20 protein-coding genes and 1 tRNA gene are annotated in these 26,649 nt (G+C 32.6%); all 21 read right to left on the bottom strand.

Going from position 1 to position 26,649, the window contains the following annotated elements; all coding sequences use genetic code 11:
- Positions 1–3,696 carry a SusC/RagA family TonB-linked outer membrane protein gene (locus J2W48_RS06500; protein ID WP_310279584.1) on the bottom strand — a complete coding sequence of 1,232 codons (3,696 nt, stop codon included), beginning with the start codon at positions 3,694–3,696 and terminating at the stop codon, positions 1–3.
- Between the two features lie 163 nt (positions 3,697–3,859).
- Positions 3,860–4,975: a FecR family protein gene (locus tag J2W48_RS06495; protein ID WP_310279582.1), complete on the bottom strand. Its 1,116-nt coding sequence runs from the start codon at positions 4,973–4,975 to the stop codon at positions 3,860–3,862.
- Positions 4,976–5,069: 94 nt separating this feature from the next.
- Positions 5,070–5,663 (bottom strand): RNA polymerase sigma factor, encoded by a 594-nt coding sequence (locus J2W48_RS06490; RefSeq protein ID WP_310279580.1) that lies wholly within the window; start codon positions 5,661–5,663, stop codon positions 5,070–5,072.
- 1,004 nt (positions 5,664–6,667) lie between these two features.
- Entirely contained in the window at positions 6,668–7,789 is a 1,122-nt protein-coding gene (locus J2W48_RS06485) for an efflux RND transporter periplasmic adaptor subunit (RefSeq protein WP_310279578.1), read from the bottom strand.
- A 62-nt stretch (positions 7,790–7,851) separates the two neighbouring features.
- Positions 7,852–10,989, bottom strand: a complete 3,138-nt coding sequence (locus J2W48_RS06480) for an efflux RND transporter permease subunit (RefSeq protein WP_310279577.1) — start codon at positions 10,987–10,989, stop codon at positions 7,852–7,854.
- 8 nt (positions 10,990–10,997) lie between these two features.
- On the bottom strand, positions 10,998–12,356 hold the full coding sequence (locus J2W48_RS06475) for a TolC family protein (RefSeq protein ID WP_310279576.1): 1,359 nt from the start codon (positions 12,354–12,356) through the stop codon (positions 10,998–11,000).
- Positions 12,357–12,474: 118 nt separating this feature from the next.
- Entirely contained in the window at positions 12,475–13,293 is an 819-nt protein-coding gene (locus tag J2W48_RS06470) for an AraC family transcriptional regulator (RefSeq protein ID WP_310279574.1), read from the bottom strand.
- 402 nt (positions 13,294–13,695) lie between these two features.
- Complete coding sequence (locus J2W48_RS06465) at positions 13,696–15,240, bottom strand: sulfatase-like hydrolase/transferase (RefSeq protein WP_310279572.1); 1,545 nt, start codon at positions 15,238–15,240, stop codon at positions 13,696–13,698.
- A 206-nt stretch (positions 15,241–15,446) separates the two neighbouring features.
- Complete coding sequence (locus tag J2W48_RS06460; RefSeq protein ID WP_310279570.1) at positions 15,447–15,821, bottom strand: 6-pyruvoyl trahydropterin synthase family protein; 375 nt, start codon at positions 15,819–15,821, stop codon at positions 15,447–15,449.
- Positions 15,822–15,836: 15 nt separating this feature from the next.
- On the bottom strand, positions 15,837–16,784 hold the full coding sequence (locus J2W48_RS06455) for an MDR/zinc-dependent alcohol dehydrogenase-like family protein (RefSeq protein WP_310279568.1): 948 nt from the start codon (positions 16,782–16,784) through the stop codon (positions 15,837–15,839).
- A 3-nt stretch (positions 16,785–16,787) separates the two neighbouring features.
- Complete coding sequence (locus tag J2W48_RS06450) at positions 16,788–17,681, bottom strand: RibD family protein (RefSeq protein ID WP_310279567.1); 894 nt, start codon at positions 17,679–17,681, stop codon at positions 16,788–16,790.
- Position 17,682: 1 nt separating this feature from the next.
- Positions 17,683–19,092, bottom strand: coding sequence for a lipopolysaccharide biosynthesis protein (locus J2W48_RS06445; RefSeq protein WP_310279565.1), 1,410 nt, complete (start codon positions 19,090–19,092; stop codon positions 17,683–17,685).
- The gene (locus J2W48_RS06440; RefSeq protein ID WP_310279563.1) at positions 19,089–19,751 is read right to left on the bottom strand and encodes a class I SAM-dependent methyltransferase; all 663 of its coding nucleotides are present in this window, start codon (positions 19,749–19,751) and stop codon (positions 19,089–19,091) included. The genes J2W48_RS06445 and J2W48_RS06440 overlap by 4 nt, the downstream gene beginning before the upstream one ends.
- A 112-nt stretch (positions 19,752–19,863) precedes the next feature.
- Positions 19,864–20,559 (bottom strand): class I SAM-dependent methyltransferase, encoded by a 696-nt coding sequence (locus J2W48_RS06435; protein ID WP_310279561.1) that lies wholly within the window; start codon positions 20,557–20,559, stop codon positions 19,864–19,866.
- Between the two features lie 9 nt (positions 20,560–20,568).
- Positions 20,569–21,195, bottom strand: coding sequence for a methyltransferase family protein (locus J2W48_RS06430; protein WP_310279558.1), 627 nt, complete (start codon positions 21,193–21,195; stop codon positions 20,569–20,571).
- Positions 21,192–22,166, bottom strand: coding sequence for a glycosyltransferase (locus J2W48_RS06425; protein WP_310279557.1), 975 nt, complete (start codon positions 22,164–22,166; stop codon positions 21,192–21,194). The genes J2W48_RS06430 and J2W48_RS06425 overlap by 4 nt, the downstream gene beginning before the upstream one ends.
- A complete protein-coding gene (locus tag J2W48_RS06420) occupies positions 22,163–22,837 on the bottom strand; it encodes a CDP-alcohol phosphatidyltransferase family protein (RefSeq protein WP_310279555.1) in 675 nt (224 codons plus the stop codon). The genes J2W48_RS06425 and J2W48_RS06420 overlap by 4 nt, the downstream gene beginning before the upstream one ends.
- 15 nt (positions 22,838–22,852) lie before the next feature.
- Positions 22,853–23,452 (bottom strand): GTP cyclohydrolase II, encoded by a 600-nt coding sequence (ribA, locus tag J2W48_RS06415; RefSeq protein WP_310279553.1) that lies wholly within the window; start codon positions 23,450–23,452, stop codon positions 22,853–22,855.
- 407 nt (positions 23,453–23,859) lie between these two features.
- Positions 23,860–23,933, bottom strand: a tRNA-Arg gene (locus J2W48_RS06410).
- A gap of 68 nt (positions 23,934–24,001) precedes the next feature.
- Positions 24,002–24,451, bottom strand: a complete 450-nt coding sequence (locus J2W48_RS06405) for a GatB/YqeY domain-containing protein (RefSeq protein WP_310279551.1) — start codon at positions 24,449–24,451, stop codon at positions 24,002–24,004.
- 197 nt (positions 24,452–24,648) lie between these two features.
- Positions 24,649–26,616 carry a cell division protein FtsZ gene (gene ftsZ / locus J2W48_RS06400; RefSeq protein WP_310279548.1) on the bottom strand — a complete coding sequence of 656 codons (1,968 nt, stop codon included), beginning with the start codon at positions 26,614–26,616 and terminating at the stop codon, positions 24,649–24,651.
- Between the last annotated feature and the right edge of the window lie 33 nt (positions 26,617–26,649).

Here is a 26,649-nt window from a genome sequence, read left to right as displayed (position 1 = left end):
TTAAAATGTTGTGTTAATAGAGAATGTATATTGGCTGGTGATTGGTTGAGAAACTCCTCCGGATCTATAAAATTCAGGATCTTGACCGTTAAGTTTTTTATCAGAATAAATTAGCAACGGATTAGCGGTTGATCCTTTTAAAGAAAAAGCATCAACACCTAATTTTTTCTTTAAGGTTTTAGGGAATTCATAGCTTAATGAAACATTTTTCAATCTTACAAATGAACCATCAGCTACACGTTGATCAGAAAAGTTGTATGCGTTATATGCTTTTGATAAATTTCCAGACTGTGAATTAGCAATTACAGGGATATTAGTGAATGCCTCGTCCCCAGGATTAATCCATCTGTTTGTAAACTCTTTGGTAAAAACTGTTAAATCATCGTATCTGGCAGAATAAATCGGATTTAAGCGAACTTTATTTCCACCTGCAGCAACGATAAATATATTTAATGACCAATTATCATAAGTGAAGGTGTTAGAAATACCTGCTGATTTGTTAGGTTCTATTGAGCCCTCGTATTTCAAATATTTAGTTACATTTTCTGAATCTTCAAAATTTGCACCCGTAACATTATCCATTTGACCATCTGCCATTATAAAAGTTGGCAAACCTTGATTGTTTAAGCCTGTAAATTGATAAGAATACAATGCATTTCTTGGATTCCCAAGAGCGTTCCCTCCTGTACCATCAACTAAACCTAAAACAGAAGGTTTGTTTTGTAGCTTGGTAATTTTTTGATCATATACAGAAAAATTAAATGATGTAGTCCATTTTAATCTCGTTTCTTTTAGGTTTCTGGTAACAAGAGACACCTCAATCCCTTTTGTTTCCATATCTGCATTGTTTCCTAGTTTTAATTTCTGTCCTCCGATTCCTGAAGTAGTAACATAATCAACTAAGTCAAACGCTTTACGACTGTATATATCAGTAGTAAATTGAACTCTGTTAAATAAGCCTAAATCTAAACCGATATTAGTCTCAAACTGTTTTTCCCATGTTAAATCAGTATTTTGAAGATCAGCGATATTCAGTCCCGTTTCCCTGTCCCCTAAGCTAAGGTGACTAGTAATGAAATTCTTATAAATAGGTAATGAGTTAGTCGCAGGACCAGCAGTTGCAGTTAAACCATAAGAACCTCTTAAACTTAAGTTATTAATCGCAGTAGTAACATTTTCCATGAAGTCTTCCTCCATAATATTCCATTTACCACTAAAAGTATAAGTAGGCAGCCATCTGGATGAATTGCTGCTTCCTTGCCTGTTGGATCCGTCATAGCGGCCAGTTATCGAACCCGTATAACGTCTGTCATATGTATATCCTACTTTTCCAAAGAAGCCAACAGTTCTTTCTCTTTCTTCATTAAAACCATAATAAGATTCTCCACCATTAATTAATTTTTCTAATATTCTAGGATCTGTAAAAGCGGTGAAACCTTTGTCATATTGTAAACCATAAGCGGTGAAATTATTACCATTTCTGTTAACCGATCTTATTTCCTGACCAAATAAACCTTCAAATTCATGGGTGTTGTTAAAAACATTTTTATAGTTAAAACTATTTCTAATGTTGTAAGAAGTCAATTCATTAGAAAATTTTCTTAATATACCACCATTAGGCAGTACAGATATTTTTGGGGCAGTTAAGTCATCAGGGTTTTGATACAAAAATATATTTGCATTTCTAACAATTGTTGACTCCTGGGCGTTATAAGCCCCTACAATATTAGATTTTTCTAAAATATTGTGCTCTCTGGTTGTATTTGCATAACGGGCATTTGCTGTAAAGTTATAGGTCAGTTTTGGAGTAATATCGTATGCTAAATCTGCCTGAAAGCGGATGTCTTTAACTTTAATATCCATATAGTTGTTTTTTAACTCTTCAACTATATTTATTGGGGCCCAATTGTTTCTATAGTACTCATAATTTCCATTATCATCATAAGGCCTTAATGTTCTATTGGTATTTAATGCATAGTTAAAAGGGTTAATATCAAAATCTCTTGATGTACTTCTTCCGTTTACACCATCTTTACTACTGCTATAAGTACCAGGAGCTGATTGATCTCTAACAGATGCTTGTGTGGATAATGTAAGGTTCAACTTGTCGTTGACGTAAAAAGTATTCTTGATGTTTGATGTTAATTGGTTTACTTTATCAGCAACAGTCCATCCCGGATCATGGTAAAAGCCGAGAGAGGCAAAATAAGTATTGTTTTTACCACCACCAGAAAAACTTAACGAATGATTTTGAGTTATAGACGGTCTGAATAATGTTTTAAACCAATTGGTATTGGCTAATTCATACTTTCTTAAGAAAGCATTTCTGCTTTGCTCGTCATTTTTGACACCAAAAGTTCCGCCAGTTGTATTGTACGTATTAATTTCATTTGCAAGGATGTTATAAACCCCTCCGTAACGACCTTGAGCGGTATCAGGTAATCCAAGAAACCCTTTTCCCTCAATTTCTTTAAGAATACCCATTGTTTCCTGAGAGTTCAAAATATTATATTGATTATAGCTTGGTACTACACGCGCTGTTTGTTCTAGCGAATACGTAATATTTAATGGCGATTCACGCTTTCCCTGCTTAGTAGTCACAACTACAACACCATTTAATGATCTTGAGCCATAAATAGAAGTTGCTGAAGCATCTTTTAATATTTCTATACTTAAAACATCATTAGGATTCAGTCCTGCAATAGAAGAAGTTAATACAGTTTCTGAGTTTCCTGACACTAAATCGGCAAAAGAAAAATGTACGATATCTTCTTGCACAATACCGTCAATTACCCAAAGAGGTTTAGTATCTCCAAAAACAGAAGAGGAACCACGCACGATAATTCTTGGAGCTGCTCCAAAAGTTCCGGTTACGTTTTGTACTGTTACACCAGCAGCTTTTCCTTCAATCATTCTACTAATATCAACGACACCTTCTATCAGTAAATCCTTTCCAGAAATTGCACTTACAGCCCCTGTAAAGGTTCGTTTAGATATTTTTTCATATCCTGTAGTAACTATTACTTCATTTAAATTTTGTCCAATTTCAGAAAGGATTATCGTCATTGAAGTTTCTTGAATTTCAACTTCCTTAGTCTCCATACCAATGTAAGAAACTACTAATATCGAAGTATTTCCGGGCATATCAATAGTAAAAGTACCATCAAAATCTGTCAGCACGACAGCTTTTGTTCCTTTTGCTAATACATTTGCGCCATATAAAGGATTTCCTCTCTCGTCAAGGACTTTTCCTTTTACAATCGGAGTAAAAGATGTACGGTTTAATGCATCTGATGCATGTATAGCTTTTGTAGCATTAACCTGTACTTGTGAAGTGTTATTTTGCAATATGATTTGATTGCTTACTTCAGAAAAAGTAATATTAAGTGGCTGTAGAATATTACTAAGTACAGACGATAATAATTCGTTATTTGCCTTGTAGCTTATTTTTTTGTTTAATTGACTTATTCTTGAGTTATAAGAGAATTTTACTTTCGCTGTCTTCTCAAGCTTTACCAGAGCATTGTATAAAGTCAGGTTTTCGATATTAAGTGTGACTTTTGTTTCTAGTTTTTTTTGACCATTAACACTATTTGCCAACGTTACGGTAGAAAACACAAAGGCCAGTAAGAGTTGGAACAGGGTTATTTTCATGATTCGAAAGAGTAATAGTTGTTTAACTACAGATTTTTTCATATTTTTGATTTGTTTTGATGAGTACTTTTTATCGGGTATTACAGGAACAACACAAATTGTTTTTTTGCAGAAAACAATTTGATTTCATTTAAGCGTCGATTATGATACACCATTTTCGGCGTTTTTTATTTTTTCAAGTTTTTTTTACATAGGCGTTTTAAGGTTAATTACAACCATCAGAATTTATGATGATTTGGTTTCCACTCATTTCATAACTAGTATTGTTTCCTAATGCTTTGCATATAATTTTTAGTTTTTCAGGCAGAGGCTGATCGCTTAACGAACTGGTTAAGTAACACTCTTTTAGTTTCTCTTTTGAGAAATCAATATTGACTACGTAAGCTTGTTCAATGGCTTTAAATATTTGACTTACTGGAGTATCAGCAAAATCAAAAGAAATTTGTTCAATATTGCTTAACGAATGAATTAAAATTTCGTCTTTTGTTATATCAGTTATTTTTTTGAATTTTAAATTTTTACGTGTAAAACGAATGGCTTCATTGGGCAATAAAGTGATCTCTTCATTTTTATCAATGTTCAGTATCTTTTGGTTATACTTAATTTTAACTTTTCCTGTTCTTACAAGTACTTCAATATTTGGCTTGGCAGCATAAGCACTTATTTTAAAACTAGTACCAACAACTCTCGTAACAATTTCATTTGCATAGACAAAAAAAGGTTTTTCAGGATTTTTACTGATTTCAAAAAAACCTTCACCAGAGATATAAACCCTTCTTTCTGTTCCAGCAAAACTGTTAGGATAACTTAATTTACTTTGGGGTTGTAACAGGACAGAACTTCCATCTGATAAGGTTATAATTTGAGGTTTGTCAGAATTATTGATTTGTTCTACCAAACCCTCATTATTTCCATCTACAAGTTCTTTATATATCTCTTTTGAGATATTATTACTGGTAAATAAATAATTATAGCTCCAGGGAAAGAGTATTCCAAACAATAAAACTGCCGCCACAGATCTTAGCCATTTCTTATTCCATAATTTTACTGTTTGTTTATTTGAAATAGTAGTTTCTTTTTGCTCAATTTTATTCCAGGTAGAAATTAATGCAGCCTGTACCGCTGAAGCACTGAAAGAATTGCCAGGTACTTTCATGGCTAAAATCCATAGTCGTGCTTCTTCTACTAATCTTGCACGTTTAGTATCTTCTAACGTCCATTCTTCCCAGTTATCCCTATCAATATTTAATCGTATCCACTCTCGAAAAGAGATGTCTGATAAAAAATCTTCAATTTCTGTATATTGGTTGCGTTTTTGCATTTGAAAATAAGTTTACAAACACATAAAGGATCATTTCTTTAATAACTACTCAGTTAAAATGCATTTTTTTATGATAAAGTTATAATATGCGACATTACCGCATTAAAAATAAGAAAATACTTAAAAGTTCATTTTTTCTTAAATTGAGTAATGCGCGGTGTAATAAATTGTTTGCAGATTGGCAATTAACTTCTAGTATGTCAGCCATTTGACCAACACTAAGACCTTGATAATACCTTAAGTAAAGCGCCTCTTTTTGTCTTGAAGGCAGGAGATTAATGAGTTTGTTTAATTGCATTACTTTGTGAGCAGTAATTTCATCAGAAATGAGTTGGTGTTCAATCGAAAATTCAAATAAAAAATTAGTAGCATCTGCTGGTGCTATTTTATTGAAAATACGATCTTTCGCCTGAAGTCTGGAAAACCTTTTACGAACACTTGATAAAAGATAGGCTTTTACATTGTCATTATCATTTAACGAATGTTTGTATATCCAAATATCAGTAAAAACATCCTGAACACAATCTTGAATTTTTTCCGGATGATTTGAAAAAGAATTTCCGTAACGCACTAAATGCTCATAATGCTTTTTGAAAAGTACCGAAAAAGCTTTCTCATCTCCTGTTTTTAATTTACTCCAAAGTAAAGAGTCACCTGTTAGGTTAGTGGTATTTTTTTTTTGTTCCATTTATTTAAAACTTATATTGATTTGCAAATTCTAATAGTATTAACCTTTAATTTTTATATCAATATCAACTATCAACAAAAACAGAAAAAAGCAGAATTAGTAGATTTTTATATTACAAGAGAGATATAAAAACAGAAGAAAAACTCATGAATTTCTAATTTAAAGTCCAAACCACCAGTCCTTTTTTACTAATAAAAAAATTTTATCAGTTTATTGTCTCAATAAAAATTATAAGTTTTAAAAAAGCGACAAGAGTCAAACGTCATTTATAATTTTTACATATTATTTGCATTCTACACAAAGATTTAACAGCATCATATGATAATTCACAAATCTGTCCATCAAGAAACAGAAAGATGAAATGCAAAAATACCTATTAAGAAAAAAACAAAGCGCCCAGAAATGTATCGTATATTAGGCTTAAATGTGTTTATTTTTAAATTTAAATAACACTGCCAGAAGGGGTATTGTAATTATATGTAATATTTTAAAGGAATTATCCTATATTAAAAATGTCATTTGCAACCCCTGACAAGAACAACATCCTTTTGTTATTCTTTAGCAATAAAAAGATAAAAGAAGATAGCAGGTGGCTTAATAAACAAAGTGAATTGACAAAATAAATATTAAAATTAATTTGTAATGTAAAATTATTAAAAGAATAAAACTATATTATTACCTGGTTCCCAATCGGAGAATTGGAAAAGGGAATTGCTGAAGTTTTTGCTAAACACAGCCCTGATATAACGTGAGTTCGATATAAAAATATTAAAAAAATAGAGATGATTCATGTAAAAGAAAAACACTTGATTTTAAAAAAATGCAATGAGAATTAAAAATATACCCGATCCAAATCTCGTATTTAAAACTCGCACCACCGGTGTGTCTCGTCCTAAAATAAGTTTACATATTTATATTTAATCCTAACATAGATTTATTTAAGTTCTATCAACTTTGTGAAAGATACATATTGGCATTTCTATAAATAACAACATTCACTATTGCTATTTAATTTCGGGGCCTGACTTTTTAAATTTAGGAATAAATACAGTCCCATCCTCTATTTCATCAGTAGCATTCAATAATAATGTATCTCCTGGTTTCAAATCTCCAAATATTTCTAATTTATCTCCGGTGTTGATTCCATTTCTAACGTTAACAGATTGTGTCATCTTATTGCTGAGACGAATTACAAATTTTTTTTCTAGTGTTGTACAAATGGCTGAAGGAGCTACCACAAAAGAACTGCCTGTCCTTTCAAGTTTTAAAACAGCATTGGCATACATTCCTGATTTTAATTCCTGATTTTTATTATCAAAAATAAATTCCCATATTTCAGTTCGATTGCCTTTATTTATAGCTCCCGCTTTCCTGCTCAATTTAGCATAATACTTTTTATCCGGTTGGGCATCAACTGTAAAACCAACAGAAGACGAATCGGAAACAGCAGTACTAAAAGCTTCCTGAACAGGTACTCTTAGCCGAAGCAATGAAGTATTTTCTATTATAAAAATTGGTAATGCGTTTGCTGCCCCAACCAATGTGCCTGTATCTGCATTTCTTTGAACAATAACTCCTGCAAATGGTGATCGTATTGTTAAATAATCTTTTAAGCTGGACATGACATTCATTTTTGATTTTGCAGCTTCTTCAGCCGCCTTATCTGCCAGCATTTGATTCCTGCTTTTTTCCAACTCTCCCATAGCCACTGTACCGCTTACTTTAGCAGCATTTTCTATTCTTTTAAATGCATCCAGACTTGATAAATATCTGGAATGAGCAAACCGAACATCTGCGTTTGCCTGTGACAAATTAGATGACATTTCCGGAGCCTCTATCACTGCTAAAACCTGACCTTTAATAACTCTGTCACCAATATCAGCTTTAATAAGTTTTATGTAGCCGCTTACTTTAGCAAACATCTCAGCACGCTCCAAGGCTATTAATTCAGAGGGGAATGAAAAAGTTTTACTAACTTCCTGTTTTTCCAGAATAAATACTTCAGTCGAATCAATTTTTGCTCCGGTTTTTTCTTCGAGGGCTTTTTTCTCTTTTGATGTACAGGATACTAGCATAATGCTTAACAATACCAAAGTACATGCAATATGATTTATTTTGTTTTTCATTGCTTTTAAATGCTTATTTTTTTACTTTATGTTGTCTGACTCTATAACTTAATAAAATTTTATTATTCGTTGCTATCATAATATTTACTGTTTATATCGTCAGGATCCAACGAATTATTTTGGTATATTTTATTTGATTGAACCTTCTGATAGATTAACGGCAAAAACAACAATGTACTGATAGCTGAAAATAGTAATCCTCCGATTACTGCAATACCCAATGGAGCTGTTTGACTGCCGTTTTCACCAAATCCAATTGCCATAGGAATCATACCTGCTATCATGGCAAGTGTGGTCATTGCAATTGGTCTTAATCGATTACTGGCACCAATTGAAAACGAAAATTCATTGTTTTGTCTTTGATATTCCTGTGCGTTGGTAATAAACAAAATTGCATTTGCAACTGCTACCCCCACAACCATTATAATCCCCATATAAGATTCTATGTTTAATGTTTTTCCGGTAATAAAGAGCAATAATAAAGAGCCCGAGATTACTGCCGGCAGTATAGAAAGCACAACAAGAGAAAGCCTAAATGACTGAAAACTGATAGACAATAACATAAATATTACAACAACAGCAATTAGCAATCCTGACTCTAGTTCCTTCATTGTCTGGCTTAATAAATCAGCTTGTCCTCTTAAATTAATCTTAACTCCTTTGGGAAGCTCTCCCAATGATTCAATAGTTTTATTGACTTCTTTTACCGCACTTCCTAAATCTTTATCATGAATATTGGCCGTTATCGTTATATAACGCTGTTGGTTTATACGGTCATACTCACCTAAACTATTGGTTTTTTTCCATGTGGAGACATCTCTCAAATAAACAGGATTGCCTGCCGTTTTTGTTAAAGGGATAATTTCTAAAGCTTCCGGAGTATTCATTTTATATTGCGGAAACTCTACCTGCACCTGGTAAGCAGTCCCTGTACTCTTATCCAGCCAGTAATTGGGCTGCGTAAATCGGCTCGATGAAGTCGCCGCAATGGTTGATCTGCTAATCTGGTCAACGGTTAATCCCAATTGCCCCGCCTTGATACGATCAATATTTATTTTGATATTGGGATAATCCAATGGAGTTGCAATCTGTACATCTCGCAAATAGGAAATTTTCGCCAATTTTTTTGTTAGGTTCTCAGCAATTTTTCGTGATTCTGAAATATTTTTACCCAAGACAGCAATTTCAATAGGATTAGTAGATCCCAGATTAATAACTTGTTCGGTCATATCACCCGGCTCGAAAGAAATTTGTGCATTTGGCATATCAGCTGCTACCTCTTTACGCATCTTTTCTTTAAATTCTTCTATTGTCTGATCTGAATTCTTTTTTAAATTTATTTTTACAATAGATTCATTAGGTCCTCCGGTCCAGAGATGAATATAGTTAACCGGAAAACTTGGGGGCTGAGTACCAACGAATGCTGAAGTTATTTCTACATTTCCATTGCTGGCTTTATCTGCAATAGCTAATAGTTTTCGAGTGGCTTTTTCTGTTCTCTCTACTCGTGTACCTGTAGGCAAACGTAACCTGACCTGAGCCTGTCCCGCTTCTACTTTCGGAAAAATATCTGTGCCATTTATAAAAAACAGACCAAGAAGACATAAAATGGAAGTTAAAATAAAAACAGGGGTAACCCGCTTTGATTTCTTAGAAAACTCTTCAATCCATTTTTTATATTTTCTCTTAAACGTTTCAAATCGATTATTATCCTGGTGTTGTAATTTATCCTTCATAAGCCAATTAGCAAAAACGGGCACGAAAGTTTGTGACAAAATAAAAGAAGCAATCATTGCAAATCCTACAGCCAGAGACAGCGGCAAAAACATTGATCCAGGAATGCCGGACATGAATATTGCAGGTACAAAAACGGCTAAAATACAAAGCAGGATCATTAATTTTGGAAAAGCTATTTCTAAACAGGCATCAAGTATAGCTCTGGATTTTATTTTCCCCATCTCCAGATGACTATGTATATTTTCAATTGTTACTGTAGCTTCGTCAACCAGAATACCAATAGCCAAAGCCAAACCTCCCAAAGTCATTGTATTGATGGTTTGTCCAAAGGCATTCAGACAAACGACTGAAACAAGCAAAGATAAAGGAATAGTAAGAATTACAATAATAGAACCTCTTTTGTCCCCTAAAAATAAAAAAACCATCAAACCTGTAAGTATGGCACCAAGGCCACCTTCAAAAATCAGGTTCTCCAATGAATTAATTACATAGCCTGATTGGTCAAACTCGTAAGAGACAACAATATCATCAGGAACTGCTGCCTGCATATCTGGCAAGGCGGCCTTTACCCTCTGCACCACATCCCAGGTAGAAGCATCAGAACGTTTGGTTACCGGAATATAAACCGATCTTTTTCCGTTAATTAAGGCATAACCGGTAGTAACATCAGATCCCAATTCAACATTTGCTACATCTTTAATATAAATTGAAGGGCCTGGACCAAGCTGAAGAGGAATATTTTCCAATTCTTTTATATTATCAACAACTGTGTTTGATTCTGTAATTAAAGTTTGCTCACCAACTCTAATATTACCAGCCGGTGTAATTGTATTTGCCTTTGCCAAGGCTTGTACAATCTCATCAGGGTTTAAATCATAGTCTCTTATCTTATCTGGATTTAATTTGATAATTACCGTTTTTTGATTACCTCCTAATGGCGGTGGCGCTGACACGCCCGGCAAAGTGCCAAACATAGGGCGTACTTTAAATAGGGCCAAATCCTGAATTTCCCCCAGTGTTTTAGTTTTTGAACTAAAGACTAATTGACCTACTGCAATACTGCCAGCATCAAAACGTGTGACAAAAGGCGGAACTGTCCCTGGAGGCATAAAGGCCCGTGAGCGATTAACGTATCCTACGACTTCTCCCATTGCCTGACTCATATCTGTTCCCTCCTGAAAAACAATTTTTATCAAAGCAGCACCTTGTATCGATTTTGATTCTACAACTTTTACTCCTGTTACATATAAAAAATGGTACTCATAATAGGATGTAATAAAACCCTCTATTTGTTGGGGTGATAATCCTCCATAAGGCTGGGCTATATAAATAGTAGGCAGGCCCATTTTTGGAAAAATGTCAATTTTCATTTTTTTTATGGCAATCGCTGAGAAAAAAGCAATGCACAAAACAGAAACAATAACTGTAATTGGTTTTTGTAAGGCTCCCTTAATAATATTCATAGCCGTTGTTAATTAATCTGGTTTAAAAATAAATTAAGATCTCCTTTAATAGCGGCTTTGTAAAGTATCGTTTTCCATACCGCCATATAGGCTGTTTTATTATCCGTCTGCGCTTTTAAAAGATTGTATTGCGCTTGTATTAAATCGGCATGATCTGTTAAACCAGAATTGTACCTTGATTGTACTGCCTTATACGCGTAATTAGCTGACTCAATTAGTAATGGTCCTTCTTTTGCAATCTTTAGCGCATATTTTAATGTCATATCAGCATTTAGTAACTGTTTATCAAGCTTTAAAATCAATTCATTTACCTTTTCCTGATCTGCTTTTATTATTAAATCCTGATATTGCAATTCTGATCTTATTTTAAAAGACTGCAAAATAGGTATGCTTAGCTGTAAACCGACACCATAATTAAAACGCTGCAAGCCCATCCCTTCTAATGAATTTACATTACCCTCATAAGATATTCCAGAGCCTCTGGCAAAAGTCGTAGCCCAGACTCCTAGAGTAGGCAAAGTCGTTTTTACAATAGATTTACGTTTGGCTAAGTCCAATTCGATTGAAGTATTATATAATGATAATAATGGGTTTTTACTTGTACTGCCAAAATCAGTTGTATCTGGCAGTCTTGTAAAATAGAATTCACTTTTTATTGACAGACTGTCTTTTGACGCTAAAAGCTCTGCCAGATTAATCATTGCTGCTTCCTTATTTTTCTTTGCATTGAGCAAATCTATTTTGGCTTTTGACACTTCTGATGAAAATAGCGCACTATCAGCACCTGGCTTAATACCATTATTAACTAAAGTTTTTGCCGTTTCATAATTAATGGAAGTTCTTGCTATATTTTCCTGATATACTTTTATAAGTTCGTCATAAATAAGCGCATCTAAATAAGTCGTAATTACTTTAACTTTATGCTGCAGTAATTCATTAGAGGCATCAGCTATAGCATACTTAACTCCAGTCTGTGAATAAGCCACTTCAGCTTCCCTTTGTCCAAATGTTACAGGCTTCCAGTTTAAAAGTAAACTCCCGGCACTTCCAAATACACCCTCATACTCATTACCGGAGGAAGGTGGTCCGCTGATAGGAACCAAAAACTGAGGATTTGCCATTCCTGTAATGTTATTATAAGTAGCATAATTCACTTGATATGCTGCATCCAGAGATGGAATAAGAGTGCTTTTACTCATCTCAACTCTTTTTTGAGCTGCATCGATAGAAAGTTTTTTTGATTTGAGCAGGGGATAATTGCTTTCTGCCGTCTCTAATAATTCATAAAGTGTTTTTTGCGAATGATTCTGTGAGATACAGTTTATAGAACTAAAAATCGACAATAAGACAAAGAAGTATTTTATCATATAAGTACCTTTTTTTTGAAAATCTACATTGTCAAGCATCTGTAGGTTATCAATCAAAGGTACAAAAGCCCCATACCTGAATATGGTACATTTGAAAATACTATGGTATGAAAACAATTTACATGTTACGGAACTTTAAGGGAGTAAATCCAGTATTACGCTTAAAATATTTAACAAAATGGGAGGGATCTTTAAAATCTAATGTAAAGGAAATCTCTGAAACCGTTACGTCTGTATAAATTAACAATCGTTTGGCCTCACTTATAATAAACTCTGAAAGTACATCCGCACAAGATTGATTAACTGCTTTTCGGCATAATGCGTTAAGATTTTGAGGTGTTGTATGAAGCAATTCAGCGTAATATGCAACACTGTTTTTTATAGTACCGCTTTGAGTCAGCAAATCCTTAAAAGCATAAAAAGTATTTTTTTTTACAACAATTTCATTTCTAAAATGTTTTGCTTCCTGTAATATTTTTGATAATAAAGCTTTAAGTAATCCTTCAACTATGGCTGAACTATAAATTTCATCAGAACTATTTTCCTTAATCAGTAATTCAAAAAGCTGATTTAAAGTAACAGTATCTTTTACCTGCAAACTGGATAAACTGCTAAGTGCCGCCAATAATGATTTCAATTCAATATCCAGACTTCTTTCTACAAATTCTGTTTTTAAAATTAATACAAAACCCTCAGGAAGACTCAGTAAATCCCAATGATGTACCTGTTCCTTACGAACACAAAAAATAACAGGAGGTGAAACTTCATATTTATAGTTATCAATAAAATGAGCACCACTTCCTTCAGATAAATAGATAATTTCAAAATAGCTGTTATGCTTATGGGGTTCTGTTTTTTTAATTTCCTTTCTAAAAGTGGCAATTTTTATAAATTTACCTTCAGTATTTTTATCCTTTATTTGAAATTTAGAAGCCATATAATATATCGTGGATTATCAAGTACTATTGAAATCATAAAAATAGAAAATCTAAGTGTTTTTTATTTGGTATAAATAATATTTTGTAAAGAAAACAAAATACCTACCCGTACTATTTATAAATTTCATAATTATGTCCTATTAATATTCAATAAAGAAGTCAAAAGTTCCAGCAGCTTATGTTGGAAATTGGGATGGGAGTTTCGCCGAAGGAAAATTTAAAACAATTTGATAGTTTTAGTGTTTTTTAGAGAATTCGTTTATTCGCATCTAACATAGAGGTGGTTTTAAATGTAGTTAATTGTTTGTCAGCTATTAATTCACATAAACCATCTCTATTTTTCAAACATTTTTTATACCGAACTCACGTTAATTATATATATCTACTGAGATTACATAGCCTTAGACTGAATATTGCTGCAAAAAGCATTCTAAAAATAAGTTTTTTAATTCGTGATGATGGACAATTGGTGTTTTTTCAATATCGACGATGAGGTTATTTGAAAAATTTTTTTGATGCCATAATGCAATAAAATCCTTGTTTTTTGAAATGATATGTACAGGGGTTTTGAACGAGTTTTGATCGGTTGTTATCATCGGCGGCTGGTGATCTCCGAAAATGACAAAAATAGTATCTTCCGACTCGTTTACAATTAAGTTTTCAATGGTCTTTAATTGATATTTAATGGCCTCAAAGTAATTCTCTTTGTTATTATTTTTTGGATCTGTTGGTCTGTAATCCTCTAAAGAAGTGGTATTACAGTCTTCCCATTGATCCAGGATTACGGTGGGGGTATAAAAATCGTAATGGGAATTGAGAGTTTCTACAAAAAAAGCGATGGGCTTACCCTGGTTCTTTTCTTTCATGATTTGAATTGACCGATTGAGAAAGTATTGATCGGGTGCTGACTCAAAAATAAATAGCGGACCTGTATAATTAAGATTTTTGTGGGTAACAACATCTTGTACATCTGCAAATTCTAAAATTTCTTTCCATGGTACTTTTAAATTTTCAAACCCTCCAATTCCTGAAACCAAAAAGGTGCTGTATTGAAATTTTCTTAATACGGTAAAGATGGATTGTACAGGATATTGATCCCTTAGCTGGACTAATTTACGGTAAAGGGAATCTGTTTTTATTTGTATGCCTTTGAGAACTGAAAAAAATGCCATCCATGAGCCTCCGCCACTTACAGGTGAATTTGATAAAAAACTTGCAGCGTGCCATTGATCACTTTGAATTGTTTGGTGCATGGTTTCCAATAGTTGAATGTATGGTTGCGTATATGCTTCGTTTTCGTATAAAATGGCACCATAGGATTCCACAGCTATAAAATAAATGTTAGGACTTTGTTTTAGTGTTTGATCTGGCGATAATATAAGCTCAGTTTTGTTATAAATCTGAGGTATTAAAGCTATCTCGCTCTTTGCTTTTTTACTAAAAAAAATATTAGAACTGATTAAAAATGTAAGAGCCTGAATTTCCATGCCTGAATAGTGTTCAAAATGGCTCTCTGTCTGAAAATAAATATAGTTTATACGGCGAAAAAAAAAGTGTCTAAGTGGTATGAATGCAATAATTAATGCGAGTATCTTTAACATTATGACATTCGTATTTTGAATTTGTGCAAGCATTATGGTGTTTAACTTAATGATGAGAACTAATAAAATTAAAAAAGCACCAATACCAAGTAGTAATTGTTTTTTATAGCCAGCCCATGCGATTTTTAAACCTTGTATAATGAGCTGAAAATCAGAACTAACAGCAGGAAAAGTATTATAAATACCATAAATGCTATAGTGATAGTAAAATACAATTAAGGTAAGTATGTAATATATTTGATATGGAACAGCTACATATTGAAAATTAATATAATTTTTTAATATTGACAGCAAGAGTATAACCATTGTGTACTCTATGTTTAGTCGAAATATGTCTTTATTCATTCGTCCAAATAATGCTCCTCTTACTAATCGCAAGCTTTTTTGCCTGAAGATTTGGTTTATAGGTAAAAAGGTTGAGGTCTCTTTATTGAAAAAATACAAAGGAACAAATAGCAAAAAATTAAGGAATAAATAAATAGCAACTGCGATCATAAATGTAAATAGCTTATTATTGTGTATTATTGTGTTTTGTAAGTCCTGTCGTTGTATTAATTCTCTTCAAAACCAGCCCAGGCATTGGGGTTTTCTTTTATTGAAACGCTGATTTTACCTTCAAAATAAGATTTTACTTTTAAATTTACCTCGTCATAGACATATCGGGCTACAAACTCTGTGGTGGTGAGTTTACCTTTAAAAATATCTAAATCGTCTAAATTTTGATAATCAAGTTTTGATAATATGTCTTTTACTACTTTATGTGCCAGACCAATATCAATTACAACATTATGTTCGTCAAGGCTTGTGGTCTTAAATGTTACGTCTACTACAAACGTTGCTCCATGAACATTTTGTGCCGGTCCAAAAAAAGGATGCTTTAAGGAATGAGCAATCATCATGCTTTCTCTAATTTTTACAAAATACATATTTTTTATGTTTGGTTAATATTTTACTATAGTTATGAAATCTTCATTAGGTTTATTTTTTCTAATTTGATCAAAATAAAAAGGTAATTCATCAAAGGAAATTATGTTCGATATAAAAACCTTATAATCAATAGTTCTAAGTAAATGTTCTGCTAATTGTTTTCGAGTTAAAAAGTTATAAGCTTCTTTTTTTTCATATGGTATTGAAGATACTTGTGAACTGATAATTTGTAGTCTTTTATAATGAAAATTTCCACCTAATTGTAATAAAACAGAGCTGTTCCCGTACCAGCTTAACTCTATAATTTTTCCTTCCTCCACAGTATGATCGATACAATATTGCAAGCCTTTTTCGTTGGCCGATACATTAAATGTAATATCATATTCGAGGCTGTTTGTACATAAATCAAACCCGAAGTGTTTTAACTTTTCTTTTTTGACCGGGTTTGATTCCAGGACAAATACTGTTGCCCCAATATGTTCTTTTATTGTTTGTGCCAATAAAATACCAACGCTTCCAGTACCACAAACTAAAACGATATCTGTTTGTTTTACTTTAGATGTCCAAATAGCATTAATTACCGTTTCAAGATTAGAAAACTGGGTAGCAACGACTGGGTCTATATCTTCCTGAGAGAAAAAATAACAATCATCATTATTAACTATAATTTGATTTTGATGTGGATGCATAACATGTGCCCATCTATGATCATCTGTTTCTCCCACTAATGAATAGCCATATTTTACAGGAAAATCAAAACCACCACCCATGTAATTCACTTTCATTTTAGTATATAGATCTAGGGGTATTTCCCCGTTGGCAACGAGTTTCTCTGTACCTATACTTATTGAAGAATACCTGGTGCATATTTTAACCGCTTGATTTACATTACTAAAATCAAGCGGTTCAGCTTTTATTTCTGATGTTTTTTTATTGTTATGCCAAAATGCCTTTACTCTCATAAACTATAAATTTGAAACTATCATTATAGCATTTCCTATATTATAATACTTCGGATTATTTAAACGTATTGCCTCGTTTAAATCTTGAATTTCCTGCAATTCAATTCCGTTTTTACCTGAACCAAATAACATTGGAGCAATATGAAACTCTATTCTTGACAGCATTTTGTCTTCAATAAATCTTCTAATCGTTAAAGCCCCCCCTTCTACAAGAACAGAATGCACACCATTTTGCTTCAAAACTTCTAATAATGATTTTATAGGTATACACTCAGTTCCATCGTTGATATTAACTATTTCTACGTCAGGGGGCATATGATTATAGAATAGGTTTTTATTACTAAAAAGATAAGTTTTGCCCGGTGTTAAATGTTCAAGTTCCAAAGGTGAATTTGCAATTATGGCCTTAATAGGGCTTTTGCCTTTTACAAGCCTCACATTCAGCTTTGGTCTATCAATCCTAAATGTATTACCACCAACAAGTATTGCGTCAACCAGTGCCCTTATTCGGTGGTTATGAATTAAATTTTCCTGATTGCCAATCCATTTAGATTTTCTGGACACTGTCGCAATTTTGCCATCAATAGTTTGTGCCACATGAACACAGGTGAAAGGTATTGTTGAATGTTTGTTTACTAATATATAGTCCAAATACAGTTTAAAAACATTTTTTAGCAGTTTTGGAAAAGTCTTACTATATAAAACTTCAAAAAAAGCATCTTTTTCTTTATCAGGATAAAAGCAAATGACTGCCAGATATTCTGACAAAGATGAATCTGTGCTTTTTATGACGTTATATTCATAAGTAATACTTAGCGTTTGTGTTGATACATCAATGCTTTTGTAGGCTTCTTTTATATTTAATAACAAATCCCAATAGGCAGGTTTAACTTTCATATTAGATTATTTTTAATAGTTGCCATTGTTTTCTTAATTCCTTTTGATATTTTACCAGAAATATCAAAACAAAAAGGCTAAATTGAATAATAGCTATTGAAGATACAAGTGTCGATTTATTCAAAAATAACATCACACTATTTAATAATGCAAAAAGGGTAATATAAAAATATATCTTTCGCCCTGGAAGTATTTTTACATGAAGAATCTTGTAAAAAATACAAACATTCAACAAATTTGAAATACCGATCGTCATTAGCGCACCATTAATTTTTAGCTCGGGTACTAAAAAATAAAACAGAATTGTCATCAATACTATTTTACCGGCTGTAAAATAATTAATCTTTTTAATTTTGTTTTCATACATTAAAATGAGTGCCAAAAAACGCAATAAAATTAATGGCAAAAATGCAAGGGTTACTATCGGAAAATATAAACTTATGCCATTATATTTTGAATGATTTAAAAACCAATGAATATTTATGCCAAAAGCTGATAAAAAACTTAATGCCATAAAGCCTACTAAAAGATAAAAATCCATTTTTTCCTGAATTAATAATTCAAATTTTTCAGTTTTGTTAGAAAGTATCGAAAATAATTCCGGTCTTATTGCATTATCCAGGCTATTAAACAGTATGAAAATAACACTTGAAATGCTTAATAAAACTGAATAACGTGCCAAATCCTCTAGCGACAAAAACTTCTCTATAAAAAATCTGTCTAATTGATTTTCTAAATTGTATAGTATCAAAAACGGAATAAATGGCAACGAAAACTGAAGTGCCTCTTTGATAACAGATCTTGAAAATTCAATTTTAAAAAGCAGCCTATTATTAAAAATAATCAACAAAAACACAAGCAGGTTAGCACAAAGAGACGAAAGCAAAAACCATAAAAACCCTAGTTTTAATACTTTTATACATAGCACCTGCAAGATTGGTGTAAGTAAAATATTGACAATAAAATAGAAACTATACTTCCTGACTTCAAATTTATTCTGCAAATAAAGAAAATAGAAACCATTCAGCATGCCTACAAATAACGATAACATCATTATAAAAGTATGAGGAAAAAACGAAAAATTGTTTTTAAAAATAAAATGAAACAACTGATTACCAAAGAGGTACATAATGAATATCCAAAAACAAAAAATAATAACCTGAAAATTAAACAAATTCCTAAACAATGCCAACTGTTTAGCTGCATTATCCGGTTCAAAAAAATAAATATGCCTAAACGCCTGATCTACTTTTAAGTTTAAAACTATAGAAAATACTGCAAAAAAAGCATTGGATAATGACAATATTACATACTCATTTGTAGTCAAATATTTTAAAAATACAGGTAATAGAACAAAACTAATAACTGGAGGCAAAACACCTAAAAACGTATATATTAATGTATGCTTCATTCTTGCTTTGTTATAGTAACTAATTGATATTTCATTGCTTTTTTAGCATACAATTTATCAAGTAACAATCCACCTTTAAAAAGCTTTTTAAACATCGACTTACGCTTTAATAATTTAAAAAACAGAAGTTGCATGTTGATTTTAAATAAAGATTTTTTAGGCATAAAATGCGTTAAATCTTCTAACTCAAGTGTAAATTTATGTGGCATGCCAGAGAAATGAGACGATGCGAATAAAAAATTCAAATTCCAATCTGCCATAAAAGCCTCACACATTGCTGTTGTAGTTTTGTTTTCAAAAAAATCATCAACAATGATTAACTTACCATTTGTCTTTAGCCCATTTAATAATGCATTAAAATCTTTATCAAAGTCTAAGGAATGTTTAAGTGATTCTACACAAAAAATTAAATCGTAATTACAAGATTCAGTATTTTCAAAATTGCTGACTTTAAAATCAACGTTATCAAAATGATATTTATTTTTATTGCGATTAGCGCTTTCTATTTCTAAATTGCTAACGCTGATTCCAGTAACTTTTCCAGCATTGTTTTTTGCAAATAGTAAGCTGCCAAAGCCCACACCACAGCCGGCATCTAAGATGTATTTATTTTCTATATCTATTTTTGAAGCCAAATATTCATAAATATCATTAAACACTCCCCCGAAGTTTAACCGTTTATGAATCGGATATTCTCCATTGGATTTTAGTTTAGCTTCAATTTGAAAAAGAGCATTATATAATTGCGTTATGTCGGTTGGTGTATTCAAGTTAATTCTTCTTCAATATGAAAATAAATTCATTAGCATATTGTAATGGTGTAAAACTGTTTTGTTTCTTTTTGTAACCATTAAATTTACCAAAAGTCAAAATCTGTAATATACGCATTATCGGCCATTGATCCGGGATACAACTCATGACTTCAAGCTGTTGTTGCTCAAATAAAGCTTTCCATTGCTGATAACTTTTTGCGTCCTGATGTCCTTTTTTATTAACTGCAAAAAAAAGTTTTTTAGTAAACAGCCAGCGCCAGGAATTAGAATTTCTTACCATAAAACAAATTCTGGAATCAGCAGTTGTAACCCTTTTAATATCTTGTAAAACTTTATCTTTATCAAGCATCCGTTCTAAAGATCCCAGACAGGTAACAAAATCAAACATGTTATTATCAAAAGGCAGCGCTTCGGCATTGGCTTCTACAATTACAGCTTCCGGTAGTTTCAATTTTGCTTTTTCTACTGCCACACTAGAAATATCAACACCACTACATTCCGCTTTATAATCTAATCCTATTTCTAACATTCTGCCCAATCCACAAGCAACATCGAGCAATTTTGCATCAGGTTTAATCCCAAGCAATTCAGCAAAAATATAATACGCCTCTTTCGGTCGAAGATACATTTCGCCTCTTGTTAAATACGTTTTATCAAACCATGCTTTAATCGTTTGCTGCTGATTCTCAATCATCTTTTCCATTTAAAATAATAAAAAGCGTTTCGTTCTAGTAATATATTCCAAATATTCTTCCTTAAATAATTTCTTCAGGAATTCCTCTTCAATTTTCACTCTAAATCGCATATAAAAGAAATATAATATCAATCCTCCCCAAATTAAAAAACTTGGAAACAAAATACCAAATCCGGTAAAAAACAAAAACATACCATCTAATCCCGGATTTCGGGAATAATTAAAAATACCTCTTACATGTAGTTTAAAACTATTTTCTATTTGTTTATTTTCTTTTCGCATATATAACATAGAGCCAAATGTTATCAATCTGCCTATAAACACACAAAGTGTTCCGGTAATAATTAACCAATTATTCGTTTCAAAAATCAGCCATTTACTTCCATGAAGATTTGGAAAAAAATATAAAAAAGGCAGCAAAAAATAAATATTTATAAAAAGGAACGGCACCGCCAAAATCATAATTTTTTTCCACATCGGCCATTCATAGATTTTAGCAATATATTCACTTTCATCAACCCCATAATTATTATTTTTTTTGAAAAAATTCTGTGTATTTGCTACGCTTGGCACATGAAAAAAAATCAACTCAATAAGTAAACTAAGATACCCAAACACAAATGTAAAAATTATCATAACTCTTCCATTTTACTTAAAAACAATTCAAAGTTAGTCTCCCAACTTTGCATATTTACCCCTTTTACAGATTGTACTAATTGTAAATACCTGGCAGGTGAATTTAGAACATCTTCTACAGCACCTGTCATTTCACTCACATCAAAAGAATTCAAAACACCCTGAATACCAATAGATTGATACCTCTTAAAGTTACCCGTGGGTGTAATTATACAAGGTAAATGCGCACAAAGTGCTTCCATAACCCCCATACCATAACTTTCATAATCCGAAAAATGCAGCATCAAATCATATTCTAAAAGCAATTCATTTATATGCTCATGTGGTACAGCATTGTTAAAAGTAATATTCTCTAATTCACAACATTCAACTTCATTTACAAGTTCCAAAAAATAAGATTTTGAAAGTATTTCGCCGAAACAATCTACCCTGAAATCCAAATATCCCAACTTTTTAACAAGCTCCACAAGTTTAACATGCCCCTTTCCTTCAATAAAATTAGCCAAATAAACTATTTTCTGCGGTTTCTCATTAAAGCAATCTTTCGTCTTCCAGCCACTATTAATCCCAGGTTCTATTAAATAACATGTTTTGGTTGCAGGCTGTATGACATTATTCATATAATCCAATGAAACCAGTCCCGTAACAAAAATTATAAACGTCTCACAAATCAGCTTCTCAGCCTTAATCAACCTATTATTATTTACATGCAAACCATTTACAGAAGGCCAAAGATGAATCAAAAAACAAATCTTAAAACACTTTAATCTGGCTGCATTCAGTTTTTCATCAATCAAAATACCATCAATTATATAGGACACATCCTCTCTAAAATCATATCTATTAATATCCGATATAACATCAACTGTCACCCTGTGGCCTTTTGCTATTAAAAATTCAAAAAGCTTCGTATTGTAAACCGTTCCACCACTAATTTTTTTACAAATGTCAGATGTTAAAATAATAATCACACGCTTCTTTTTTTAAAAAAATGTAAAAACGAAATCAAAAACGAAAATAGAACCAACCCATTACCAATCGCAACAATATATTTCCCAAATGAAAAATCCACATAAAAAAACAGCACCAAACTAACAAAATAACAACCTGCAAAAAAACGAGCATACTCTTGTTTTGTCTCTGCAAAAGCATTTCTATTCCATATCGTTGTAACTATTTTATAAAAATACCGCATACATCCCGCAACCAAAACCCATTTCATTTCTGTATATTCAAATCCAATCAACAACGAAAACATCAAACAGAAAAAAGCATCAGTTTCCATATCGAGCTGCCCTCCAAAATCCGTAATCTGATCAAGCCGTCTCGCCAAAAAACCATCAACACCATCCAACACTATGAAAGCAGTACCCAAAACAGCTAGATTTAAACGATCATTCATACTAAATGGTACTACAAAAAGCAGCATCAACCGAAATAATGTCACGACATTAGGTACACCACCCCAACGTTTCTTTTCCGTAAATCCCGGCCAATTTTTAAACAAAAAAAACAAAAAAACAAAAAAGCCTGCAATAGGACAAAAACATACAGTCCCATTGATTATATCGACTAGCAACCCAATCAAAATCAAAATCGAGTGATAAAACAACCAATCGGCAGTCAATTCTTTCCTTTTCATAAAATCATGACATTATTAAACAGGATTCAAATTAAGAAAATGCTTAAAAAAATCTTTTTTTGTACGCAAATAACCCTCATTTTCTTTTGTTGACTCAATCTCAATGGGAATACAATCTGCCAAAGTCACCTTGGTATTCTCAAAAGCCTTCATTTTTTCAGGATTATTTGTCATAAGCATAATAGACTTCACATCCAAATCTTCCAAAATTTTTATAGCTTCATCAAAAGAACGCCCATCAGGTAACAATCCAAGTGCCAGATTAGCCTCTACCGTATCCTTGCCTTCCTCCTGAAGTTTATATGCTTTGAGCTTGTTAATAATCCCAATATTACGTCCTTCCTGACGCAAATAAATCAAAATACCACCATTACTCCTAAAATAATCCATAGCCACATGCAATTGCTTACCACATTCACATTTCAAAGAATGAAAAATATCTCCTGTCAAACATTCCGAATGTAAACGAACTGCAACCGGTTTTTTAAAATCAGTCTTTTCATGCACTAAAACAATATGCGGCATCCAGTCATCTGCATCCTCAGAATATGCCATAATCTTAAAAACTCCCCAATCCGTTGGCAATTGGGCCTCCACCTGATTCTTTAAAGCCATAAGCCAATGATTAATTTTTATTTAAAAAAACCAAAAAGGTTTACATAACGAAAGTATATAACTCAATAAAACAATTTACTTTGCTTTTACCCTACTTAAATTAAAAACAAATACTTTTACAGAGTCCAAAATTGGAAGATATAACCACCAATGCTAAACATAGACCAATCAAATACTGAATATGCTAATAAAAAGCGGACGGTAAGTTAAGACAAATTAAGACTAAGCTTTTTTCTTTGACATAGTAAACTACTTCCTTTCAAAAGTCTAACATATAAGTTAAAAACTTTAAAGGGTTCGAATCGTGAAACTCAATAAACATAAGGTGTTTATTAATCAAATCCAGAGATGATTTGTCGAACCATAAAAAAAGCCTGAGAATGTTTATTCTCAGGCTTTACCTTTTGTGACCGCGACAGGGCTCGAACCTGCAACCCTCAGAGTCGAAATCTGATATTCTATCCAGTTGAACTACGCAGTCAGTTAATTTATGATTTTAAAGTTCCGATTCAATCTAAAATCGGAACTCCAAAACATGAAATTCTTTCTTTATACTAATAATTTCTTAACAATTGTAGATATTGTTTTTCCTTCAGCAGTTCCGCCTAATTGCGCAGAGGCTAATCCCATAACTTTACCCATTGAAGCAATACCTGAAGCTCCGGTTTCTGCAATAATCCTGGCAATTACAGCTTCTACTTCCGCTTCGCTTAATTGTGCCGGTAAAAATTTCTCGATTACAGCAATTTGAGCCAATTCCGGTTCAGCCAAATCTGGACGGTTTTGCTCAGTAAAAATCCTGGCACTTTCTTTACGTGTCTTAACCAGTCTTTGAAGTAATTTAATTTCTTCATCTTCTGACAACTCTTCTTTAGAACCTGATGCTGTTGCAGCTAATAACATTTCAGATTTAATCGCTCTTAATGCCTCTAATGCTACTGTATCTTTTGCTCTCATGGCGGTTTTTATTTCGTCCATGATTAGTGTTTGTAAACTCATTTTATTTTTATTTGGATAAGCCGAAACTTATAAATTGGTAATTATTGAAAGTATGATAGCTCCTAAAAATTGACAATAAAATTATACATAAATGTCAAATATAAGGAACCCAAATCTTAAATTCTGTGCGAAGATAAAAAAAATAACCCGAAAATTAAATCCAATTTTCGGGCTACCTATATATTAATAGCTATAAATTAATCTACATTGTCGTGCAAAAATGAATTATTCGAACGCAATTGTAAATCATTATTACTGTCAGTTCCCACAGATATCCTTGAATTACTGTTATTTGATTGTGAATTGGATAAATCAATACCTAATCTTTTGTAAGCAGGCTCTTTTTCCATTTCATCAATTTTAGAAACATTATTATGGAATTTATAATTAAATTCTTTTAATTTTTTTCTTCTTTCGTCTGCTCTCAATCGTAATGTTTCCTCAATTGTCAATTCCATTGGAGAAACCTCTGAAGTTGTTGTAAAATCAGGTTCACTCGCAAAATCAACTCTTGGTTTCATCGTAATATTTAATTCCTCAGGAATTACTTCTTCGATTACTTTATCAATAGGTTTTGATGTAATTAAATCATTCTCAACCTCCATGTATTCTTCTAACGAATATTTGATAACTCCATTTTCTGAAAGTTCTGTTACCGGAACAAATTGTACCGGTTCGTTAACTTTCATCTCGCGGGTTTCATTAGTCAGTTCGAATAAGATTTTACTGTCTTCAAAAACCGGCTCTTTTTTTACTTCCGGCTCAGTTTTGAAAAGTGGCAAATCAAAAGAAAAAGTAGTTTGTTCCTGTTGCTCAAAAACTCTTTGAACAGGTTTTACTTCTTGTGCAACTTCCGGAGCTGATACCGTAAAATCGATATCAGTAAGTGGTGAAACTATTTCAAACGTGACATCAAGATTTTTAATAAACTCAGACATTACCACTAATTCTTCCTGATTGATTGCCGGAGCAACAGCAACTGGAGTAGTTGGCGTTACTGGCACAACCGTATCCTCCATTAGGTCAAATACAATTTTTTCTTCTGATTTTGAAGAAGGTGTATCATTATTCAGATCAAAAGAAGTAACTGATCTACTGGAAAGATTATGAACACTTCTTTGCTCATCTTCCAATGTATGAATTATCTTTTTAGGTTCTGTATTTACAATTTCATTTTGTTGTTCAACATCAAAACCAGTAGCAATAATGGTTACAGCAATGGCATCACCAAGGGTCTCATCTTCACCAACACCCATGATAATATTAGCATTATAACCTGCTTCAGCCTGAATATGATCATTAATTTCACCGATTTCATCAAGTGTAATTTCATTTGATCCAGAAACGATAAGCAACAATACGTTTTTGGCTCCTGTAATTTTATTGTCATTTAACAATGGTGAATCCAGGGCTGAAATAATAGCCTCCTTCGCTCTGTTTTCACCTGCCGCAACTGAAGATCCCATAATAGCAGTTCCGCTATTTGACAATACTGTCTTGGCATCACGTAAATCGATATTCTGTGTATAGTGATGTGTAATAACTTCAGCAATCCCTCTTGAAGCGGTCGCCAAAACTTCATCAGCTTTTGAGAATCCTGCCTTAAAACCAAGATTTCCGTAAACCTCTCTTAATTTATTATTGTTGATTACGATTAACGAATCTACCTGCTTACGTAATTTCTCTATCCCTAAAAGTGCTTGCTCCTGACGTACTTTCCCTTCAAAAAGAAATGGGATCGTTACGATACCAACTGTCAGAATTTCTCTTTCTTTGGCTAATTGCGCAATTACCGGAGCTGCTCCAGTACCAGTTCCACCACCCATACCTGCGGTAATAAATACCATTTTAGTATTACGGTCTAACATTTTTTCAATGTCGGCAATACTTTCAATAGCAGATTGTTGCCCTACATCAGGATTTGCGCCCGCGCCAAGACCTTCTGTTAAATTTACACCTAACTGAATTTTGTTTGGTACAGAACTATTTTGAAGTGCTTGTGAATCTGTATTACAAACGATAAAATCTACCCCTTTAATACCTTGCTTGAACATGTGGTTGATAGCATTACTTCCGCCTCCACCGACACCTATGACTTTGATTACATTTGATTGGTTTTTTGGTAAATCAAATGAAATACTTCCAAATTCTGAGTTGCTCATCATCTTTTTGGTTTTTGAAATTCTTATTTAATACAT

Source organism: Flavobacterium piscis (assembly GCF_031457575.1).
In the GTDB taxonomy this organism is placed as follows: domain Bacteria; phylum Bacteroidota; class Bacteroidia; order Flavobacteriales; family Flavobacteriaceae; genus Flavobacterium; species Flavobacterium piscis_A.
The sequence above is the reverse complement of the archived record's forward strand: the minus strand, read 5'-3'. Positions and strand labels throughout refer to the sequence as shown.

What these genes read in the sequence shown, in the direction of transcription:
- J2W48_RS06500 (WP_310279584.1), bottom strand. Translation starts at nt 3,696, where the DNA reads ATGAAAAAATCTGTAGTTAAACAACTATTACTCTTTCGAATCATGAAA.
- J2W48_RS06495 (WP_310279582.1), bottom strand. Translation starts at nt 4,975, where the DNA reads ATGCAAAAACGCAACCAATATACAGAAATTGAAGATTTTTTATCAGAC.
- J2W48_RS06490 (WP_310279580.1), bottom strand. Translation starts at nt 5,663, where the DNA reads ATGGAACAAAAAAAAAATACCACTAACCTAACAGGTGACTCTTTACTT.
- J2W48_RS06485 (WP_310279578.1), bottom strand. Translation starts at nt 7,789, where the DNA reads ATGAAAAACAAAATAAATCATATTGCATGTACTTTGGTATTGTTAAGC.
- J2W48_RS06480 (WP_310279577.1), bottom strand. Translation starts at nt 10,989, where the DNA reads ATGAATATTATTAAGGGAGCCTTACAAAAACCAATTACAGTTATTGTT.
- J2W48_RS06475 (WP_310279576.1), bottom strand. Translation starts at nt 12,356, where the DNA reads ATGATAAAATACTTCTTTGTCTTATTGTCGATTTTTAGTTCTATAAAC.
- J2W48_RS06470 (WP_310279574.1), bottom strand. Translation starts at nt 13,293, where the DNA reads ATGGCTTCTAAATTTCAAATAAAGGATAAAAATACTGAAGGTAAATTT.
- J2W48_RS06465 (WP_310279572.1), bottom strand. Translation starts at nt 15,240, where the DNA reads ATGAATAAAGACATATTTCGACTAAACATAGAGTACACAATGGTTATA.
- J2W48_RS06460 (WP_310279570.1), bottom strand. Translation starts at nt 15,821, where the DNA reads ATGTATTTTGTAAAAATTAGAGAAAGCATGATGATTGCTCATTCCTTA.
- J2W48_RS06455 (WP_310279568.1), bottom strand. Translation starts at nt 16,784, where the DNA reads ATGAGAGTAAAGGCATTTTGGCATAACAATAAAAAAACATCAGAAATA.
- J2W48_RS06450 (WP_310279567.1), bottom strand. Translation starts at nt 17,681, where the DNA reads ATGAAAGTTAAACCTGCCTATTGGGATTTGTTATTAAATATAAAAGAA.
- J2W48_RS06445 (WP_310279565.1), bottom strand. Translation starts at nt 19,092, where the DNA reads ATGAAGCATACATTAATATATACGTTTTTAGGTGTTTTGCCTCCAGTT.
- J2W48_RS06435 (WP_310279561.1), bottom strand. Translation starts at nt 20,559, where the DNA reads ATGATTGAGAATCAGCAGCAAACGATTAAAGCATGGTTTGATAAAACG.
- J2W48_RS06430 (WP_310279558.1), bottom strand. Translation starts at nt 21,195, where the DNA reads ATGATAATTTTTACATTTGTGTTTGGGTATCTTAGTTTACTTATTGAG.
- J2W48_RS06420 (WP_310279555.1), bottom strand. Translation starts at nt 22,837, where the DNA reads ATGAAAAGGAAAGAATTGACTGCCGATTGGTTGTTTTATCACTCGATT.
- ribA (WP_310279553.1), bottom strand. Translation starts at nt 23,452, where the DNA reads ATGGCTTTAAAGAATCAGGTGGAGGCCCAATTGCCAACGGATTGGGGA.
- J2W48_RS06405 (WP_310279551.1), bottom strand. Translation starts at nt 24,451, where the DNA reads ATGAGTTTACAAACACTAATCATGGACGAAATAAAAACCGCCATGAGA.
- ftsZ (WP_310279548.1), bottom strand. Translation starts at nt 26,616, where the DNA reads ATGATGAGCAACTCAGAATTTGGAAGTATTTCATTTGATTTACCAAAA.